Genomic DNA, 21,014 nt, shown 5'->3' with positions numbered 1-21,014 from the left:
AAATGCAAAGCCTTTTTGAAATAACTATTTTCGATGTGAGATGAAAGTGGGGGAATAGCTACTTACAATTTAATAAAAAAGATAAGATTACGGAGTGTAATCTTATCTTTTCATGAAGAATAATAAATTGTACCTTCAAGGTTTCAAAATGACTTTTATACAATCATCTTCTCGATTATTAAAAATTTGATAACCGTAGCTCGCTTCTTCAAGAGGGATTTTGTGTGTAATAATCTCTTTTGGATCAAATTCTTTATTTGTTATTTTTTCAAATAGTTCCGGCATAAAATGAATAACAGGTGCTTGTCCCATTTTAAGATTAATATTTCTAACCCAAAATGCTCCGAGTGGAAATGCATTATAATTGCCACCATAAACGCCAGTCATTTGAACCGTTCCATATTTTCTTACGGCTTTCGTAGCGATTTGAATAGGACCGAGAGTTCCACCTTGTAATTTTAACTTTTGTTCTAGAAATTCTAGTGGCGATTTTTTTCCATCCATGCCCACGCAATCAATGACTACATCGGCACCGCCATGTGTGATTTCCTTTAAATGTTCTCCCATATCGGGGAATTTTGTAAACTCAAATACCTCAACATTGTTAATCTTTTTTTGCATAATTTATACGATAATCTAAGTAATCGACTGCGATTACGCGCTTAGCACCTTGCATCCAAGCAAATTTTTGTGGCATTAATCCAACAGGTCCACAACCTAGGACGATAACAGTATCACCTGGCTTAACACCTGCGTTTATTACACTCCAATAGGCTGTTGGCAAAACATCGGATAAAAACAGTAAAGATTCATCTTCAAGTTCGCATGATTCTGGTATAACAAATGGAGTGAAATTTCCAAAAGGAACTTTTAAATATTCTGCTTGTCCGCCTGGATGGTTACCAAATTTCTCTGTATAACCAAAGTATCCACCAGAATCATAATGAGGATTGGAGTTATCACATTGGCTTTCCATTTCATGTTGGCAATAGAAACAATGTCCACAAGAAACGTTGAAGGGGATGACAACACGATCGCCTTTTTTCACTTTAGTGACATCTGGCCCGACTTCCTCAACGATTCCCATTGGTTCATGGCCGATAATATACCCTTGTGGTAAAGGCATGTTCCCTTGATATAAATGTAAATCGGAACCGCAAATAGCAGTTGAAGTAATTCTTACAATAATATCATCTTTTTTTCTAATTTTGCATCATCCACTTGTTTAACCTGTACTTGGTTTGGTCCTTGATAGGTTACAGCTTTCATCTCAAATCTCTTTTTAGATTATGTCTCAAAACATACTTTCTATTTAATCTCTTAGTGAAATAGAAATCTGTCTTTTATTTACTGAAGAGAATTAGGAAGTATACATAGTATTGTTATGAAAGTATGTTATATTCAGATATTCTTTCTTATATGTTTTGCCCTACTTTAAGAAAAAAATCAATGTTTACTCACAATATAATTACCATAAAAAGGATAATTATTATTTCATAATTTGTAGCATATTACAACAATGGAGGTGAAGCAATATGGCAAACAATAATAGTGGAAGTCGTAATGAATTATTAGTTCGAGGCGCTGAACAAGCTCTTGATCAAATGAAATATGAAATTGCACAAGAGTTTGGTGTAAAACTTGGTGCAGACGCAACAGCTCGTTCAAACGGTTCTGTTGGTGGTGAAATTACAAAACGTTTAGTAGCAATGGCAGAACAACAACTTGGTGGTAGAGCTAACCGCTAAGAGAATTAGTGTAAAATATAGCAAATATGTAAATCAATTTCTTTTGTGTAAGTATAAAAATAAAAACCCTTATATTAAACAGATTCTCACTCAAAGATTATTGATAATCCTCTTTCATAATTTTTGAGTATTTAATTTGTAAACGACTTTCCTAAACAATAAACACGCAGTGTTGGAAAGGTGTTTTCCATGCGTAGTAGAAAATATTTTGCAGGAAAAAGTATACTTAAAAATTTGATTTCAATATTGAAATCAATATTTATTATGATATTTTTGAAAGGTAGGAATTTAAAAATGGGTATATTAAGTGGAAATCCTCAAAATGAACCTTTACATTACGGAGAAGTATTTGACATTTGGAGTTATCTTCTTGCTGCACAGGGGGCAATTGCAAGCCATCAAGTATTTATGAATCATACAGGTGATGAAGATTTGAAGAAGTTTTTAGAAGGCTTAATTGAAAATGATATGAATTCAGAAATAGAAGAGTTAAAAACTCTTTTAAAGGTGAATGGCGTAGCTTTACCGTCTGCTCCTCCAGAACGACCAGTTGCATCTATCGAAGACATTCCTCCTGGAGCACGTATTAATGATGCTGAAATTGCTGCTGCTGTTTCTGCAGGGCTAGCAGCTGGACTTGTAACATGTAGTCAAGTAATGGGAAAATGCCTTCGAGAAGATGTAGGCATGCTATTCGGGCAATTTCATATGAAAAAAGCGCAAGCAGGTGTAACTCTGCTACGATTGAGTAAGAAAAAAGGATGGGTAGTTCCACCTCCATTACACGTAAGAAGTTCAGATCAAGCATAATAAACAAAAATGAAAAAGTGGTGTTGGCTACTTTTCTATTTTTTAGGGTTATCCTCAACTTTAGATTTATTTATTGTGGAAGAATCCATATATTCATCTGACATTTCCATAGCATAGTTATCATGGTGAATTTGATTATGTTCTCTTGATGTATCCTCTTCATGTAGTACTACCTTCTTCATATAAATATGGAAGAAAACTTCTATTCCACCAATAATGAAAGCAGCTAAAAATGAAGAAAATCCAATATTACGAGTGGAATCTAAATTGGTAAATAAAGATGTTAATAACCAAATTCCGAAGAAGCTTAAACCGAAATCTGCCATTGTAGCAATCGCATTTCCGTATTTAGGTAAAATGAAGAGATCTCCGATTAAATAGGCAGTTCCCGTAAGGAAAAGAGAAATTAATAATACTCTAGGAATTGAAATACCTTGGAAAATACCGAGTATGATTAATAATACCGCAGTTACGGCTGTATATTTAATTAATAAAGCAACAAAATGTTTCATCTTTTTCCTCCACTATTTAAAAGTATATTGAATAAAACATTCCATTAAAAACGGGTTATGCTTTTATATAGCGTAACCCGTTTTATATTGTAATGGAGGCCTATTTATGATATCCCATGGCACGTATGTTATATTTCGTTCTCCTATACACTATTATTTTGGGCTTAAAGAGCATCAATTATACCTTTGAATTCGTGGTCGTAATTACCAATTAATTAACTATATATTTTATCATGTAATTTAACATATTAAAGAAAGAAGGAGGTGAATGAACATGTCAAACAATAACAGTGGAAGCAGCAACCAATTATTAGTACGTGGCGCTGAACAAGCTCTTGACCAAATGAAATATGAAATTGCTCAAGAATTTGGAGTGCAACTTGGTGCAGATGCAACAGCTCGTGCAAACGGATCTGTTGGTGGTGAAATTACAAAACGTCTTGTATCATTAGCTGAGCAACAACTTGGCGGTGGCGTTACTCGTTAATTTTATATACGAAATGGATATAGAGGAGAGGCATGCTGTCTCTCCTTTCTCATACATTTTTTTAGTAAATAAGCTTAGTAGCGTTAGAATTTTTTTAGATTTACAACTATAACTCGAATTTATTTGTTTAACTTTTAGACTCACGAGGTTTTAAATACATAATTAATTTTTGCGAAATAAAAGGATAAAAGATGCGAGGTTGTATTTGATACGAAAGGAGCAGAAAAAATGAAATATGAAGCGTTGTTTACAGTTGAGATTTCTGTAGGAAGCGAAAGAGTAGCAAACCATAAAATAAAGGCCCATGATGTTATTGATGTTGTTGAAAAGCTTGCTGAGAAGTATTTAAGTGATCATGAGGGATATTCTCAAAATGAATAAAGGAGAATAGTGATATGACCTGTCATGATGTTAATAACGAAACGAAAGAAAAAAAAGATTTAAAATGGTGGCAACTCTCACTTATTGGGATTGGTTGTACGATAGGGACGGGCTTTTTTTTAGGATCCAGTATAGGAATTAAAATAGGTGGTTCTTCAATTATTCTTATTCTTATTTTAACTGGGTTCACTACTTATATTGTATTTGAGGCATTGGCAAAAATGGCCGTAGAAGATCCACAAAAAGGATCTTTTCGCATTTATTCAAGAAAAGCTTTTGGAAATTGGGCGGGTTTTAGTCATGGCTGGACATATTGGTGTTCTGAACTGCTTATTATGGGTAGCCAGTTAAGTGCGTTAGGAATCTTTTCACGCTACTGGTTTCCTAAAATACCATTATGGATATTTGCTGCTATATATGGAGTAGCGGCTATATTAATTATTTTTATAGGGGTAAAGATATTCGAACGTTTAGAAAAATGGATGGCTATTATAAAAATCGTTGCTATTATAGGTTTTATTGTAATCGCTATTTTGATTATTTTAGGATTTATAAAGGGTGGTTTATATAAAGCACAAATTCCTCGGAATTTTAAAGATTGGTTTCCGAATGGATTAAAAGGCACTTGGTCCTCTCTAATTTATGCATTTTATGCATTTGGAGGAATTGAAATTATGGGGTTAATGACAATAAGACTTAAAGACCCTAAAGATGCACAAAAATCAGGGAGAGTAATGTTAATGATTTTAACGATTATTTACGTAGTCTCTTTAGGGTTGGCAATTATGATGGTTCCATTAAACCAGTTTAATACGAAAGAAAGCCCTTTTGTAATAGCGTTACAAGACTATAATTTGCCGTATGTTCCATTTATTCTAAATGTAGTATTAATTTTAGCGGGCTTCTCAACGTTAGTTGGTTCATTATTTGCAGTGACAAGTGTATTAATGAACTTAGCTGAAGAGGGGGATGCGCCTGCGATGTTTGCTAAAAAAAATAAAAAAAACATCTCTTTTCCAGCTATAATTCTTATCGTAATGGGGCTTGGTGCTTCTATTCTTAGCGCTTTATTACTACCAAAAAATATATATGAGTATGTAACAACTGCAGCTGGATTAATGTTGTTATATACATGGAGTTTAATTCTTCTTTCCTTTTGGAGACTAATGAATCCAAAAGGATGGATGCAGGTAAAAAGTATCATTGGTCTTATTATGATTGCACTAGCTGTTAGTGGAACACTCTTGCAAAAAACAACTCGTTTTGGTTTTCTAGTGAGCTTGTTGTTTTTAGGGATAGTTATTATTATTACTATAATTGTTCATTTTGTCTCAAGAAAAAGAAATACAGCTATATGAAGTATCTTTCTGTTCACAATAGGAATAGTATGTCAGAACTAAATAATAGAAGTTATTGAAAAATAATTTGGTAAGTTTGAAAACCAAAATATAAACCATAAATAATAAGTGATATACCAGATACTACCGTTATAAGAGACAATATACGAGCATTCAAAATTTTACGAAATATACTAGATGTACTTGCCATCGTAATATCCCATATAAAAATACCTAAAATAATCCCCAAGCTATATAACAAAAGCTGCTCTTTATTATAGGAAGAAGCGGCTTTTGCTAATATAGAGCCAAAAATTCCAAGCCAAAATAGAATTGTTAATGGATTAGATAAAGACATAAAGAAACCAGAAAAGAAGCTTTTAATAATTGAATCATCATTTCTAGTATTACTAATGCTAATTTGATTTGCGTTTTTTAAACTTTCGATGCCTGTATAGATTAAAACAAAAGCTCCGAAAGACCATAAGAAAAGTTTTATAATATCTTTTTCAAGGAAATGAATTACACCTAAATAAATAAGTGCCATGTAGATAACATCTGCAATTAAGGCTCCTATACCGAGGATCCAAGCGTGAAAAAAACCACTCCTAATACCTTTTTCTAGTTGTGCAGCATTTATAGGCCCCATCGGAGCAGATAATGATAAACCTAAAAAAACATAGCTTAAAAATATGCCCACGTATGATATGCTCCTCCCACTAAATTTGATCTATATTAAATCTATTCAGTGGTTAAAGTTTGTACAACTAAATAATAAAAAGCAGAGGGGATTACTTATTTTTATGCAAGTATTTTATTATTCGAGAAAATGGACACTTTGATGGAATGGTTTCATCATCACGTAAAAAATATTGCTGCCATTCATAATTATCTTTTTCACCATAATCTTTAAGAGAAGGATGAATAGGAGCTTTGTCATAAGCAGCTAGACGTTGACGTATTAAGTTTTTTAGTTTTTTACTACGTTTCTCAGAGCTCATAATTCCCTGTAAAACCCATCTAGGGGTTAAAGCTAGCATCATGCATGAAAAATGTCTACTTCGTCTATTGACATGAGCAGGTGTAGCACAGTAAACGAAATATGATTCATTATGAAAGCAAAATTCCCAAGTATTCTCCATAGGGTTATTTGGAATGTGTGTAGGCCATTCCATCTCGTCCAAACGGCTAGTTGTATTAAGGAGAGACCAATAAATATGTTCAAAATCTTCAACTGTAGTTTCTCGCTCTAAATCTATTGGTGTATGAATAAAAACAATAAGTGAGGCGTATTGACCTGTTTCTCTAGAACATTCAGTATACTCTTTAAGTAATACAGCAAAATCCGCGCTAGTATTCATATTTCTAGGATCACCAATGAATCCGAACCTGAGGTGATTGGCTGTAAAGCCGTGTTGGGCTGGTATACAAGGGAAAGGTTTATGTTTATCTGTCATTTTCAATTTGAAAGAACGAAAAGCTTCTTGCTGCCAATGTGGAAGGTTAATAATATTTTTTTGTAAAGAGTCTTTATCGTAAAGTATAGCCATCTTTTTATCCCTCCTAAGTCATAATATATAGCCTATTAATTATTTAGGAATAGGTGACTAACATAGTTAAGGTGACTATATTTCTGTTTATTCGAATTAAGTGCTTTAGTGAATAATCTCTGCAATGTAGTTATCTTAATAGTAAATATCTAATAATTTATAAATCTAAGTAACTATAAAATTTGAAAAAATATATAAGGAATATCTAGGTACAATGTTCACATTTATATTTTCTAACTAGTATAAGTTTATAACGAAATAAGAAAGGATGTATAATGGTGGGGATTTTTAAGGAAGAAAAAATTAAATTTATAGATTGTAAAGGCGAAGAAGTCATTTTGAAAATTAAAGTTAAAGATATAAAAAAGTAGGGAGAGGAATTAAGATTATTTTAATGTAATTAACATAGAAAATGGAAATTAATGATAAATTAGGTTGAAATAAATTCATGTAGTATAGGTCCTTTTTGTATTTTTTTGCATAATGTAGCATGAATGGATTTTAAGGGGGGAACATTTATGTCTTATCCTAATCAGTTAGCTTGGCATGAAACGTTGGATTTACATGAATTAGTTGCTTTTCAAGCAAACGGTTTAATCAAATTAAAAAAATCAGTTAGGAATGTACCGGATCAAGCACTACAATCGTTATATATTAAAGCTATAAATGCCATCCAAAATAATCTACAAGAGTTAGTACAATTTTATCCTTATGCTCCTGGATTTCAATCACAGCATCGTGATGAAACTGGATTTTACGCTGGAGATTTGCTTGGGTTAGCAAAGACATCAGTTCGAAATTATGCAATAGCGATTACTGAAACTGCAACACCGCGACTTAGAGAAGTTTTAACCCGTCAATTAAATGGTGCTATACAATTACACGCACAGGTTTTTAACTTTATGTATGAACGTGGTTATTATCCAGCTTATGACTTAAAGCAACTATTAAAAAATGATGTGGAGAATGTACAAAAGGCAATACAAATGCAATATTAAAATGGAGATATGGAAATTATCTTTAGAGGAAAACTATATTTTAGATATAGAATCAAATAGTTAAGACTAAATGGTAATTTCCACTGTTAACAAATTGATTAAATGCTAAAAACATAGCTTCACTCTAAAAAATTAAAGAGGTTATACTAACGCTGTGTGAACCTATATTTATGAAAGCTTCAGGGAATTACTTTTTAAATAGAAATAGACGTTCTTATAATATGTGGAGATACTTGATGAAAAAAGTTATTATCGAGTAACTCATGAAGCAAAATTTTAAGTACAAGCTATAGTAAATGTTTATGTATTATTTAAACAGGGGAATATTTATTTTGAATTAACTTTTTTTAGCTTTCATTCGAAAAATAGATAAAAAATAAACAAATAGAAAAAAATATATAAATTCCAAACACTTGGAATTGTAGATATTCCTAAATAGATTCCGCCAGGTAATAACCAGATGCTACAAATTAAAACGAAAATTTTTTCTCTTTTAACTAATGAAATGATCGCCCAGAAAGAGGGGAGTAATAACATGAAAAGAACAGTAATGAAAAATTCTTTATTAGATATTTGACTACTATACGGATTAAAATATAAAAATAATAGCGAAAGTAAAAATATACTTATAGATGAAATCACTCCTACACAAACATGTATATTGTTTTTCATAATTAAGATTCTCCCCTCAATAACAATCTACTTATAATTCTATTTTCCAAACACAGATTTTATGTAATTGTTCTATAAATAAAAAAGCAGCTAGCAAAAGCTAACCGCATTGAGAAAATTACATCCACGAATTTAAGGAGTATAAATTTTTCGTGAGTTATGTATAGTATGGGCAAAAACTCCAAGTTTATGTAACAAAGATAAAAAAAGAGCAGCTATTTATAATAACTGCTCTATGTTGTGAAGTACTATCTGGGTAAGAAGCAGATTGTACTGTGATTAGTATTAGGGAAATATTGAGTTTTATTCCTTTCTTAACAAAAGGCTTATTTAAATAAATGAAAGATTATCATGGGTAAATGATATTTTTGGTCAAGAAGTTTTTGCTTATTAACTACTGGCGGTTCTCCAATAGACGTAGTAAAGAAATATATTGAAAGTCAAGGTGAAAAGTGAGGTGAAATGATATGACAAAGCACAATAAAGCATATAAATTCCGTTTGTATCCAACAGAAGAACAAGCATATCTTATGCGTAAAACCTTCGGTTGTGTACGTTTCGTGTACAATAGAATGTTAGCTGAACGAAAAGAAACGTACGAAAAATACAAAAATGATAAGGAACAACTCAAGAAACAAAAGTCTCCAACTCCCGCGAAATATAAAGCAGAATTTGAGTGGTTAAAAGAAGTGGATTCATTAGCTTTAGCAAATGCTCAACTAAACTTGCAAACAGCCTATAAGAATTTCTTTAGTGGTCAGAATGACTTTCCAACATTCAAAAGTAAAAAAGACAGAAAGTCTTATACAATGAATGTAGTAAACGGAAATATTATGTTGTTAAATGGCCATATCAAATTGCCAAAACTGAAAATGGTACGTATCAAACAACATAGAGAGATACCACAGGATTATAGAATCAAGTCATGTACGATTTCTATGACTCCTACGGGTAAATACTATGTGTCCATCTTGACTGAATATGAAAAAGAAATGGTACAAAAAGAAGTAGAAACAGTTGTAGGGTTAGACTTTGCGATGAATGGATTATACGTTAGTTCTGAGGATGAGAAAGCCAATTATCCTAAGTACTATCGTAACATGTTAGACCGATTAGCAAAGGCACAACGAGTATTATCAAGGCGTAATAAAGGTTCTGAGTGTTGGCATAAACAACGTATTCGTGTAGCTAAGTTACATGAGAAAGTAGCTAACCAACGTAAGAATTTCCTTCATCATGAGTCTAAAAAGTTAGCTACTCATTTTGATGTCGTAGCTATTGAAGATCTAAACATGAAAGGAATGTCGCAAGCACTTCATTTTGGAAAAAGTGTCACTGATAATGGATGGGGTATGTTCACTTCTTTCTTAGCTTATAAACTAAACGAACAAGGAAAACAACTTTTGAAAATAGACAAATGGTTTCCTTCCACTAAAACATGTAGCAATTGTGGAAATATAAAAAATATGACTTTGTCTGAACGAATTTATTCTTGTATATGCGGTGTAAATCTCGATAGAGATTATAACGCAGCTATTAATATCAAAAATGAAGCAATAAGCCTATTAGCGTTAGGATAAATTGTAATAACAAAACCTTTGGAACAAGGGAGTTAGCTCGGCTGTCTAAGGACAAATTCGTTAGCTACCCAAAGTAATGATTAACCGAGAAGCCCCCACTTCAAACGGTCCGTTAGGGCGTTAAATGGCGGGTAGTTCACGTAGTGATAAGGACTTTTTAGGCTTATATGAGGCGAGAGAGAAGGCAATAAAAGATAGAATATGGCAGAAGAAAAAGCAGCAAAAGAAGCTAGAATAGCAACGAAGATAGAGATGCTTCACAATTTAATTAATGTCGGTGTAAATATAGAGAAAGTAGCGGAAGCCACTGAATTAAGTGTGGAAGAGGTTAATGAAATTTTAAAAAATAAAGAGTAGATAGAAGTAGTGAAAAAAAGGTAATTGTGATAAACGCACAATTACCTTTTTTTGTTTCTAATAAATAGTTTGATAAACACAATGCTTACCCACTTTTTAATAGGTAGTATACTCTTATCAAGGAGCATAATAAATTGATGGAGAGATTTAAAATGAATAAGAAAAAAGGAGCGCATTATGTAAACGTATATACCCTTAGGGATAAAATTACAAAATGGATAAAATAGAATCAGGGTGCTCACTGAAAGAAGAAATACGAGTTTTAGGTCTTAAAGACAGTGATATTTTTAAAATTCAAAGAGTATGGTACGATCCTAACCAAGAGGATACAAAGAAATAAAGGTGTAAACAAGGACTTGTTTTTTTAAAATCGCATTGCTATAATATAAAAGTAATTGGATTTTACAATAAAATATAAAATTAATCAGTTCGCATATAAGAGAAGACCTCAATATGCGCCATGTCCTTAGGGGACGTGTGCGTGTATTGAGGTCTTTTTGCGTTTTTGCGAGCAAAAACACCCGGAGGTGCAGGAATTATGTTGAATTGGTTGTCTGCAAAACTTATGACAACATCAGTAGGGGATTTCTTACTGGCAAAAAGTAGCTTTACGAAGGGTCTTGGTGGTAGTGGCAGTGGTGCTAATGCTGAAACCGTCCAAAAAAGCATGAACACTTTGGTGAAAACCTTAATTGGTTTTGGGGGAATTTGGGTGGCAGCTTGCGTTGTATTTGCAGCTATTAAACTATCTGGTGCACAAGGGAAGAATCCTGAAAACCGTACACAAGCTATGATTGGTTTAGCCTGCGCAGCAATTGGAGGCTTTGTCATGATTAAAGCGTACGATATCGCTGCTTGGGTTACGACAATCTAACATAAGAGTTTGTACAAGCTTTCCTCGATTTGGGGAGAGCTTCTCTTATACAAGGGAGGAAAAAGAATGAGAAAAGTAACCGTTCCTGTTGATATGACTTCGGAACAAAAAACACTACTAGGTGTGCTGAGCAAGCGCCAATTGATTTATCTATTGGGTGGCGGAGCATCCCTTTATTTATATGTACCATTTTTATGGCGACTATTTGCACCTATTGATGCAGTAGTAGCGTTTTTTATTTGCTTAATTTTAGCACTACCAACGGTAATAGGTGTTATAGCGTTTGCGTTTATATATAAAGAAAAACAACATATGTATCTAGATAAGTATTTACTTATTAAAATGCGTAGCCGCTCCGAAAAAGGTAAGTGGAGAAAAGGGTACGAGCCAACTATATGGGCAAAGGAGAATCTGTAAATGTTAGAAATGATATATTTTGCGGCGATAGCCATTGTGGGATTTTTCTTTTATCGGAAAATGAATGGAAAACCGCTGTTTGGTTCTAAGAAAAAGGGGAAAAAGCAAGGTGAAGTAGAGAAACACACTACTGAAAAAGCTGGAAAGAAAAATAAAAAAAATAAGTCTGCTGAATCGGAAATTGATGAGGATAATGTTGACTTCTTTCGTACTTTTGTAGAAGACATTAAGGAAATTGATAATCATATGATTCGGTATCATGATGACACATTTGTCCTGATTGCGGAAGCACATCCAGTTAACTATTATTTACTTTCCAATATGGAACAAGAAGCGATTGATATCAAAATTGAATCATGGTTAACCACATTAGAGTTTAATACGAAAGTATATATTCAAAGTAAGTTTGTAGATTTAACAGATCCTGTACGAAAAATGACAGAAACGATGAAAGGCGCGAAGGATCTTACACCAGAGACGGTTCTATATGGGCAAGAAGTTATTGATAACTTAGAGTACTGGCAACGTTCGCAACCTCGATATGAACAAAAACGTTATTTAATTTATCCATACAAGGTTGATATTAGTACGATTACGGCTGATACAGAGGACGAGTTAGAAGAAAAGATTGTAGATAAGGCATTTAACGAACTATATCGTCGTTATAATGCATCTCGAAATCTACTATCGAAAGCAAAAATTAATGTAGAAATGTTAACGAAAGATAAATTAATAGAACTTTTATATGTAGCATTTAACCGTCGTAAAGCTATAAAAGCTCGTTTCCAGGACTTAATTGAAAACGAGAATTTCTCCCTCTATTCAACAGGGGAAACGAATGAAAGAAAACTAGAGTTAATGAAGAAAGTGCTAGCGGAAGAAAAGGCAGAAAAATCAAATAACGGGGTGGCGTAAACATGAAGTTGTTCGGAAAAAAGAAAAAGGAAAAGAAAAAAATAGAAGCAGAAGAGAGGGACGAATTGGAGCTAGAGGAGGAAGAGTTGGCAGAAGAGGAAATACCGACGCAATTAGATAATCAAACAACAGTGTTTGATGTTATTGCTCCAGAAGGAATGAAAATTGATGCAGAAGATTATGGGGTCATTAAACAATCTTTAGGAAGTAATACGTTCTTCCGTCCGTTTTATATTCCACGTGATGGGTACCCGCGTATGATGCAAACCAATTGGCTCAACATGTTAACTTCGGCTGGGGAAGTGGATGTCATGATCGATATTCATAAAGAACCAAAAGCTAAAGCGATGCGATCATTAGATATGCAGTTGACGATGTTACGTTCGAATCTTTCTTTCCAACGTACACGAGGAAACATTGACCAAGAAAAAGACTTAGATGCAAAAATTCAAGATACAAACAATTTAATGGATGAAATCCAGTTTAATGAAAACGACTCCTATATGGTGAGTACCATGGGTGTTGCGTATGCCGAATCAAAGAAAGAATTGGACGTTTTATGTGAGTATATTGAAGATGAAATGCAAGCATCTCATTTTAAGATTGCAAGTACTTGGAACCGTGTGAAAAGTGGTTTGAAAGCTACTATGCCATTAGGTGCACCAAATACGCTGCAAGATACCTATCGAAATATCGATAGACGTGCGTTATGTACGTTTGCACCATTTGTATCAGGATCCGGGAGATTTAATGGTGGCATACCAATAGGAAAGAATAAAATTACTGGGCAAGTAGAATTTTTAAATTCATTTGGTAATGCAGATTATCGCCCGCCAAACTATAACATTGGTGTAACAGGGATCTCAGGTTCCGGAAAAAGTTTACTTTTAAAAATGAAGTTAGCTCGTGAAACGTCACTTGCAGATACGCATGCAATGATTATCGATCCAGAAGGAGAATTCGTAAAAATTACAAAACGTCTAGGTGGTATTAATTTAAATATTTCACCTGAAAGTAATATCATTATCAATCCTTGTGCAATTGCTGTAACAGAACTTCAGATTACGGATAAAGATGAAGAGCTAGAAGCACTTGAACAATATGATAAGAAAGAACTTGTAGAGCGTGATGGCATGAAGTATGTGAGATTTGTACCAATTTTAGAGAAAATCAATGAAATACTAGGTTTCTTTGACATTATTATTCGCGGGCAAGACTTTGATCAACCAGGATTAAATGTATTCCAACGTACTATGCTAGAAGATGCAATCCGTGAAGTGTTTGATAAACATGGTATTACTTCACATCCTTCCTCTTTATATACAGATGAAGTGAAGAAAGTGGATGGACAGTTAATTCAGTCTCAAGTGAGAAAGCCAGAGCCAGAGTTAAAAGAAATCTATGATGTCATAGTAGAACATCATGGAGACGATGTAAAAGCAGAAGAATTAATTGCTGCGATTCGACCATTCTTACGCGATGGTTCAAAACCATTATTTGATGGACAAAGTCATTTTGGTCGTGGTGTGGAAACACAGTTAAATGAATCACGCGTTGTTAATTTCAACATTAGTCATTTAGAGGAAGGGTTTTTAAAACCAATCGCTTTCCACGTTATCTTGAACTATATTTGGGAGCATTGGATTAAGAGTCCAGAACACGCTATCAAGCGAAAAGTATTATATGTTGATGAGATGTGGCAGTTTATCGACTATGAACAAACGGTTAACTTCTTGGAAAAAGTAGCACGTCGTTCACGTAAAAGAAATGCCGGTATGTGTTGGGCAAGTCAGGACTTTGTTCGTATTTTAGAAAATGTAAAAGCTCGTGGTATCTTGCAATCTACTTTCTCTTATTTCTTCTTAGAACAAAATAAAATTGATAAGAAAAAGATCCAGGAGAACTTTAACTTAACTGCTGGGGAGCTTGATATTATTCTCAACAACCCTGGAAAAGGAGAAGGGATTTTCCGTGTCGGAGATAGTTCGGTTTGGATTCAAACTGATCCATCTGACAAAGAAATGATGTTCATTGAATCAAATGAAGCGGTACTACAAGAGCTTTTAAACAATATGAAGAAAGTACAAGGGTACGCAGGATAATGGCGTACTCTTAAAAAGGAAGGTGAAATTATGCTTGAGAAAATAGTAGAGTGGGTCGGAGGCTTAATTATTGCTATAGTAAAGGCTTTTCTTAGTCCGGTGTATGCAACTTTGGATCCGCTGCCAGTTTTAGTGTTTGGAGGAGAGGGAACAGAAGGAAAGGGGACAAACTTAGATTTCTTATTTTCAGGTAATTCTCTAACCAAAGTATTAGACACAGGCATGCCTGTCATGTTCAAGCTTGTTGCTTTTTGTGTCCTTGTCAGTGTAGTTATTACGGCGGCAAAATATTCGGCAACAGCTATTAATCCAAATAATAGAACAGCATTAATAGAGTATGCGAAGGATTTGATGATCATTTCAATTTTTCTTTGGCACCTCGATTACTTCTATACACTCATATTTGAAATCAATTCTTGGATAATAATAGAGTTTAGAGACGCTGTTAATGTAGCAAGTGGGGGGGATTTTGATCCAGATAAGGGTACTAAATTTCTACAACCTGGATTTGGTGGGGCTGGACTTACCATTACTGAGCTGGGTTTGAAAGGTCATGAAAATGACTATATGTTTATTATATTTGGTTTGTTTATAGAAGCTGGTCTCATCGTCTGGGCAAACTTTTACTATTTAATGCGAGCGGTGTCACTATACGTTTTAATGTTAATTGGTCCGTTAATGGTAGGTATGTGGCTATTTCCACAAAAGAAACAACAGACATTATATTGGATACGTGAATTTATAGGAGCGGTGTTCATACAAGCAATTCATGCAATTACCTTATGGCTCATTATTTCTTTAATTGGAGCAGCAAATAGTCCGTTAATAAAATTAATTTTACTTGCTATGTTTATCCCAATAGGTGAGATTGTGAAAAGTTTTATTGGCCTTAGTACCAATGCATCAGGTGGTATTCATAGAGCAGGTACGATGATGGGTATGGGTGCTTTAGCAAGTGTGGCTGGACTCGTTAAAGGTGTTCGTGATGACTACCGTAATTCAAAAGCAAAACCTGATGATAAAGGGGATAAAGAAAAGACAAAAGAAGATGCTGATAACCCGAAAGATGCATTAGGAGCGAATTTAGGGGCAGATGTTGGTACAACATCTCGTGCAGCTCGTATGTTAAAAGCTGGTCAAATTGGAAGTTCAATTGGTAAAGCGGCTGGTGGACTTGCAGGTATGACAGCAGGAGCTGGTCTTGGACCAGAAGGAATGGCAATAGGGACATTTGCTGGCAGTAAAGCGGGCGGATTTACTGGTGCAGTTACTGGAAGATCTGCTGCTGCAGTTGGCGAAGGAGCTGTAGCATTAGGAAAACATATTGGTTCCAGTGTAAAAAAGGGTGCGGACACGTATTCAAATCTAAATGGCGAATCTTATCCGGAACTAACCGATGAAGATATCGCACAGGATTTAGCTACAAAAGACTTTGAAAATTGGAAAGCAGATAATCCCGATTCTGCAGTTGCAAGTCGCTTAAAACAAGCATTCCCTAGTGCATCTGATGCAGAGATTGCTAAAAAAGTAGCGAAAACAAACAATGATCAAATGTCTCGTTTCTCAAATCAGCGGAAACAAGATTTACAAAATATGAAGAAAGCCGCTACACCATATGGAAATGCTAGAGATTTAGTAAACGCTGCAACGAATGCATTCCAAAAGGGTTATGAGGCAGACCATAAAGATACGTTTATGAGTCAGTTACCAGAAAATATGTCAGCAGAAGAGAAAGAGAAACATTGGAACGATCATCTGAACACAAAAGTACAAGGATTTAGAAATCACGCAGAACAGGCGGCAACAAAAGCGGGGGCTATGCCAGTTGACGCGAAGGATAAGCAAGGAAATAACCTGTTTGATAAGTCCTATGTGAATAAAGATGCGTTTGCTTCTCGACTTGCATTAGGAAAAGTCGGAAAAGCAGTTGAGGATGTAAAAGGAGAAACGTTAGAAAGTGGCCATCAAAATATGGGACAAGTCGGTGCTCTTGTCGGTGCTTCTACTGCTGCTTTTAAGAAAGCGTATAGCGCAGACCATAAGGCTGGATTTATGAAACAATTGCCTGCAGATATGCCACAACAAGAAAAAGAAGCAGCATGGAATAAGCATTTGGATCAAAAAGTACAAGGATTTCAAAATCATGCGCAAAAAGCGGCAGAATCAGCTGGTATTGTACAGCAAAAAGACGGTACAAACTATGCGAATAAAGAAGCTTTCGCTTCTCATTTATCACAACAGTTACAAAAAAATCCTGGCTTAAATGCTATGGGTGTATCTAGTACAGCAGGCATTCAGAAGGCAGTTAATGGTGTGAAAACGCACGGTTTGACAAGTGGAACAGGAAGCCAGCAAGCAAAACAAGTAAGTAATGTTGGGAACCTGGTACAAGCTTCTACAGAATCCTTTAAACAGGGCTATGCAGCAGAACAACAGGCAAGCTTTATGAAAAAGTTGTCTCCAACTATGTCTCAACCACAAAAAGAGCAAGCTTGGCAGTCTCACCTGAATGAAAAAGGAAATGAATTTAAAGCAGTCGCACAACAAGCGGCAGTACAAGCGGGAGCGATGCCCGTACAAGCAAAAGATACAAGTGGTAAGAGTCTACATAATCAATCGTATATTAATAAAGATGCCTTTGCTTCGCATTTAACGAAAGGTTTACAAAGCCATGCAAGTCTTGGAACGGTGAGCCAACAAGTAGGTTCTGGAATTACTAGTGCGATTCAAGGTGTTCGTTCACATGGTGTTGCAACAGGTGGCGCAATCAATAAAGCTGTATATGCGGCGACACAAACGCAAGCGAGTATAGCACGTGCAGGAGATCTTTCCGTTGCGGAAATTGAACGCTCTTATGCAGATGCATCAACAAGTGTAGCAAATATTGCACAAAGTGCTGGTAAAATGTCTATCCCAACATCTGCAGTGGGACGTATGACACAGCAGAGTACAAAACTTGGCATGAGTGTAATGGAAGGTGCGAAACACCTTATGCTTGCGGATAGCATTGATACGGTATCAAAAGCATACTATAGTGCTGCGAGTGCTGTACAACAATCTGGAGGGAATGCAGTACAAAGAGTGATAAGTGGGACTAATGCTGCTGTTAATACATCATTAGGAGGGAATGCAGCAGAGCGTCACTATAATGTGACAAAAGGCTTAAGTTACGCTGCAGGTGTGATTGGTGGTGCAGGTGCTTATCAAGCGACTGCACGTATGGTAAGTAAACATAATCCTTATAACAATGCTGTTCAAACAGAGGCAAAAGAAATTCAAGAGATTCAGAGAATGGTACCAACAACAACGGATGCTACTGGAAAACAATCGGTTGTTCAAGGTGCAGTACGTCTTGTTACGACAAATAATAAATCCTGGATTGAAGCAAAAGATTCTAGTGGTGTGACGCAAGTTGTATCTCGTTACGCTAGTGGTGATAGTAGTATTCGTTCGGGACAAGTCGTATATCAAGATTTAAATATTTCGGAGGGACAATTAACGCAGTACCGTAATGGTATGAAAGCTACACCAGCGTATGTTCAAGATTCTAGTGGTGGGAAAATTAGTATCAATCGTTCTATCAACGTTAACCCAAATCAATTAGTAGGAAACCAAAATCAAAGGTCGTTACACCAGAAATCAGTATTTAATGAACCGCCACTTACGGTCAATCACAAGGTGGACAATGGTCACTTCTATATGTCTGATTTAGACCAAGGTGGTTATAAGAATGTACAAATGGTCGTAGAAAGAGATCGTAGTTATATGGTTGCGACAACAACAGACGGTACACGGTCACGTATTTCGCCATTCGGAAAAGGAGATACGCGCTTACAAGCAAACCAAAGGATTGAAAGAGCTTGTGAAGTGAAGGACAGTAGTATTAAGCCAAGAGAAGAAATCCTAGTAACACATACACAGGACAAGGTTGTTCGTACAGAGACGCACCTGAATTTATCAGAACATGACCCACAAAATCTGATTCCATTTGCGCCAAACCCTCGCTTAGCACAGCGAAGAGGAAGAAATTCTCAAAATGGAAAATATGGTGTGATAAGTCTATGAGTCAAAATCCTAACGATCCAAATGAACAGAAAAAAAATAACCCTTTAAAAGATGTAGCTTCCCACTTTATTAAGAAAAAAGGGATGCAAGCGCGCGGGAAGATGGCAAAATTGGCAGGGAAAGCAGGAAAGGAAGCAGCGAAAGCTGCTGCCAAAATGCTAAAAGCAGGTATACTAAAAATTGTGGGTGCCGTTATAGCAGCGGTTGGAGTACCTGCCGCTTTAATTATGGGAGTAATTATTGCTGTGTGTGTGATTTTAGTCTCTTTTGTACCTTTTACCGATGATGAAGGTAAGACAGAGGAACAAGTAAAAAAATATATGGAAGTCTCAATGGCTCTGAATGTGGATTGGAAAGAGGTTGTCGCCTTTGACATGGCACGATATGATAATGATTTAACTGGTAAAGATCCGCATGATGCTATATCATATTTCTTGGATATCCAATATGAAGAATATACGGAAAAAGGGGTATGCGAGGAAGGACCGAATGGTCCTTGCGAAAAAAAGAAAAAGGAGATGCAAAAAACCAAGTCTGAAAGTTATTCTGGACCAGATGTAAAAAAGATATTAGGAGATACAGATTTTAAGAAAAAAATAGATGAGATTAATGCGAGTGGAAGTAAAAAAGTGACAACATCTTCTCATGGGCTAGAGAAAGCCATGGAACTCGCAAAGTTTAGTAAAAGTCAAAAAGAGCGGGCTCGTGAGATATTAGAAGCCGGGATGTTAGAAGGAATGTATGGACATCTTGCTCCTACTACTGGTGGATATATTGGTGGTATGTGTGTAGGTGCTGTGAGTCCAGGTGGAGAACCTGTCAATATCAATGAAAAGGTAACAGGTTACCTTCCTAAAATTAAAGAGATGGCGGAAAAACATGGGGTTGCTCAATATGTTGGTATTCTCGCAGCCCAAATGATGCAGGAGTCAGCTGGAGCGGGAAATGACCCGATGCAAGCAGCAGAAGGGAGTCATGGAAACTTAAGTTCATATTGTGTAGGTCTAAAAGGAAGTGCCCGTATAGGGTGTATTAAAGATCCAAATATCTCCATTGAAGCAGGCGTACAAGAATTTAAAGATGTTTTAGGAAAGGCAAATGGAGATATAGCACTTGCTTTACAGAGTTACAATTACGGTCCTGGATTCATTAGCTATGCATTAGCAAGAGGTGGATATTCAGAAGAAACAGCTATTGCGTTTTCTAGGGAGCATGCTGATGAAAATAGAGCTGGCTGTTCTGATCCAAATAACTTCCGAACCAAAGTCGGAGCGTGCTATGGGGATTACACGTACGTTTCTAAAGTTTTGAAATATTACAAAGATTTAGGGTGCGTGGCGGATGTATCTGGAGAATGGATTTCTGATAAAGGTTGGAAATGGCCAACGAAATCAGGGCGTATTACAGGTACATTTGATGAAATTCATGCTAGCAAACCGCATAATGCTGTAGATATTGGGGCCATGACCGCCGGAAAACCAGGAGACCCCGTATGGTCGATGGAAGCTGGTATGGTTACGGATAAAACAGGAAATGTAAACAACGGTGGTTTAGGAGTCTATGTTGACCATGGAAATGGTGTTGTATCCCGTTACTTACATTTAAGTAAAATCTTAGTTGCACCAGGAACTATGGTAACAAAAGGACAGATTATTGGGGAAATGGGGGGTTCTAACTATGTTGGTGGTGTTCTTAATATGTTTGGATACGCTGTCCATTTAGATTTCCAAATTCGTATTAATGACCAGCCAACGGATCCAATGAAATTCTTTAAGAAAAATGATGATCCAGGGTTATCATCAGGTGGTGCTCCTACAATGACAAATGCTAAACGACAAAAGGTATTAGAAGAAGCAAAAAAATGGCTTGGGCAAGGGAAAGTGAGCTATGTATCCGGTGCTAGAAATCCAGCTGCAGGTAGTGCAGATTGTTCTGGATTTACACAATATGTGTTTAAAACCAGTATAGGTGTCCAGTTAGGAGATTGGACAGGTGCTCAAATTGGACAAGGAAAACAGGTGCCAGATATCGGTCGTGCACAACCAGGAGATTTAATTTTCTATGAAAATCCTAACCATGTATCTATTTATTTAGGAGATCAGAAAATGATTCATATTGGTGATAATAAGGGTGTACAAATTACAGGTCTAAACTATACGGCAAGAGGACAACATATGACGCAAATCCGTAATGTTATAGACTGATAAGG

The 21,014-nt window shown here is 35.6% G+C and carries 16 protein-coding genes and 4 pseudogenes; 16 read left to right on the top strand and 4 right to left on the bottom strand.

The genetic code is table 11. The features are described from left to right. Positions 1 to 135 precede the first annotated feature (135 nt). Positions 136 to 1,269 (bottom strand): annotated as a pseudogene (locus EBQ15_RS26410) (zinc-dependent alcohol dehydrogenase). A gap of 266 nt (positions 1,270 to 1,535) precedes the next feature. On the opposite strand from EBQ15_RS26410, the gene sasP reads away from it, so the two are divergent. Both sasP and EBQ15_RS26400 read left to right on the top strand, forming a co-directional pair. Then, on the top strand, positions 1,536 to 1,748 hold the full coding sequence (gene sasP / locus EBQ15_RS26405) for a small acid-soluble spore protein, SasP family (RefSeq protein ID WP_000002838.1): 213 nt from the start codon (positions 1,536 to 1,538) through the stop codon (positions 1,746 to 1,748). Between the two features lie 294 nt (positions 1,749 to 2,042). Next, positions 2,043 to 2,558: a DUF3231 family protein gene (locus EBQ15_RS26400; RefSeq protein ID WP_002001812.1), complete on the top strand. Its 516-nt coding sequence runs from the start codon at positions 2,043 to 2,045 to the stop codon at positions 2,556 to 2,558. Positions 2,559 to 2,593: 35 nt separating this feature from the next. Here the strand turns inward: EBQ15_RS26400 and EBQ15_RS26395 are convergent, their stop codons facing one another. Then, positions 2,594 to 3,070: a YndM family protein gene (locus EBQ15_RS26395; protein ID WP_000680276.1), complete on the bottom strand. Its 477-nt coding sequence runs from the start codon at positions 3,068 to 3,070 to the stop codon at positions 2,594 to 2,596. Positions 3,071 to 3,344: 274 nt separating this feature from the next. Between EBQ15_RS26395 and EBQ15_RS26390 the strand changes: the two genes are divergently transcribed. The 3 genes from EBQ15_RS26390 (at position 3,345) to EBQ15_RS26385 (ending at position 5,296) form a co-directional block, all read left to right on the top strand. Continuing rightward, positions 3,345 to 3,557: an alpha/beta-type small acid-soluble spore protein gene (locus EBQ15_RS26390; RefSeq protein WP_000069660.1), complete on the top strand. Its 213-nt coding sequence runs from the start codon at positions 3,345 to 3,347 to the stop codon at positions 3,555 to 3,557. A gap of 228 nt (positions 3,558 to 3,785) precedes the next feature. Continuing rightward, complete coding sequence (locus EBQ15_RS31310) at positions 3,786 to 3,938, top strand: hypothetical protein (RefSeq protein WP_000872952.1); 153 nt, start codon at positions 3,786 to 3,788, stop codon at positions 3,936 to 3,938. A gap of 14 nt (positions 3,939 to 3,952) precedes the next feature. After that, positions 3,953 to 5,296 (top strand): amino acid permease, encoded by a 1,344-nt coding sequence (locus EBQ15_RS26385; RefSeq protein WP_000128227.1) that lies wholly within the window; start codon positions 3,953 to 3,955, stop codon positions 5,294 to 5,296. Between the two features lie 52 nt (positions 5,297 to 5,348). On the opposite strand, the gene EBQ15_RS26380 is transcribed toward EBQ15_RS26385, so the two are convergent. Then, a complete protein-coding gene (locus EBQ15_RS26380) occupies positions 5,349 to 5,975 on the bottom strand; it encodes a LysE family transporter (RefSeq protein ID WP_000510843.1) in 627 nt (208 codons plus the stop codon). Between the two features lie 91 nt (positions 5,976 to 6,066). Further along, positions 6,067 to 6,825, bottom strand: coding sequence for a YqcI/YcgG family protein (locus EBQ15_RS26375; protein WP_000996581.1), 759 nt, complete (start codon positions 6,823 to 6,825; stop codon positions 6,067 to 6,069). Positions 6,826 to 7,343: 518 nt separating this feature from the next. On the opposite strand from EBQ15_RS26375, the gene cotF reads away from it, so the two are divergent. The 11 genes and pseudogenes from cotF (at position 7,344) to EBQ15_RS26315 (ending at position 21,009) form a co-directional block, all read left to right on the top strand. Further along, the gene (gene cotF, locus EBQ15_RS26370) at positions 7,344 to 7,823 is read left to right on the top strand and encodes a spore coat protein CotF (protein ID WP_000121378.1); all 480 of its coding nucleotides are present in this window, start codon (positions 7,344 to 7,346) and stop codon (positions 7,821 to 7,823) included. Between the two features lie 1,038 nt (positions 7,824 to 8,861). Then, a pseudogene (locus tag EBQ15_RS26360) lies at positions 8,862 to 8,951 on the top strand (transposase); the annotation flags it as partial. An 11-nt stretch (positions 8,952 to 8,962) separates the two neighbouring features. After that, positions 8,963 to 10,075, top strand: a complete 1,113-nt coding sequence (locus tag EBQ15_RS26355) for an RNA-guided endonuclease TnpB family protein (protein ID WP_000160674.1) — start codon at positions 8,963 to 8,965, stop codon at positions 10,073 to 10,075. A gap of 142 nt (positions 10,076 to 10,217) precedes the next feature. Continuing rightward, positions 10,218 to 10,432, top strand: a pseudogene (locus EBQ15_RS26350) (Rpn family recombination-promoting nuclease/putative transposase); the annotation flags it as partial. A gap of 152 nt (positions 10,433 to 10,584) precedes the next feature. Then, positions 10,585 to 10,772 (top strand): annotated as a pseudogene (locus tag EBQ15_RS31705) (hypothetical protein). A 165-nt stretch (positions 10,773 to 10,937) separates the two neighbouring features. Further along, on the top strand, positions 10,938 to 11,306 hold the full coding sequence (locus EBQ15_RS26340) for a hypothetical protein (protein WP_003308572.1): 369 nt from the start codon (positions 10,938 to 10,940) through the stop codon (positions 11,304 to 11,306). A 66-nt stretch (positions 11,307 to 11,372) separates the two neighbouring features. Continuing rightward, positions 11,373 to 11,723, top strand: a complete 351-nt coding sequence (locus EBQ15_RS26335) for a PrgI family protein (RefSeq protein ID WP_001233529.1) — start codon at positions 11,373 to 11,375, stop codon at positions 11,721 to 11,723. Then, entirely contained in the window at positions 11,724 to 12,638 is a 915-nt protein-coding gene (locus EBQ15_RS26330; RefSeq protein ID WP_000891998.1) for a hypothetical protein, read from the top strand. A gap of 2 nt (positions 12,639 to 12,640) precedes the next feature. Further along, the gene (locus EBQ15_RS26325) at positions 12,641 to 14,740 is read left to right on the top strand and encodes a VirB4 family type IV secretion system protein (protein WP_000765109.1); all 2,100 of its coding nucleotides are present in this window, start codon (positions 12,641 to 12,643) and stop codon (positions 14,738 to 14,740) included. Between the two features lie 30 nt (positions 14,741 to 14,770). Beyond that, on the top strand, positions 14,771 to 18,805 hold the full coding sequence (locus EBQ15_RS26320) for a TrbL/VirB6 family protein (protein WP_000890361.1): 4,035 nt from the start codon (positions 14,771 to 14,773) through the stop codon (positions 18,803 to 18,805). After that, positions 18,802 to 21,009, top strand: coding sequence for a lysozyme family protein (locus EBQ15_RS26315; RefSeq protein ID WP_033693027.1), 2,208 nt, complete (start codon positions 18,802 to 18,804; stop codon positions 21,007 to 21,009). The genes EBQ15_RS26320 and EBQ15_RS26315 overlap by 4 nt, the downstream gene beginning before the upstream one ends. The last annotated feature ends 5 nt before the right edge of the window (positions 21,010 to 21,014 follow it).

The organism is Bacillus sp. 2D03 (genome assembly GCF_003946765.1).
GTDB lineage: Bacteria > Bacillota > Bacilli > Bacillales > Bacillaceae_G > Bacillus_A > Bacillus_A cereus.
Note: the sequence above shows the minus strand (reverse complement) of the source record. Positions and strands in the feature narration are given on the sequence as shown.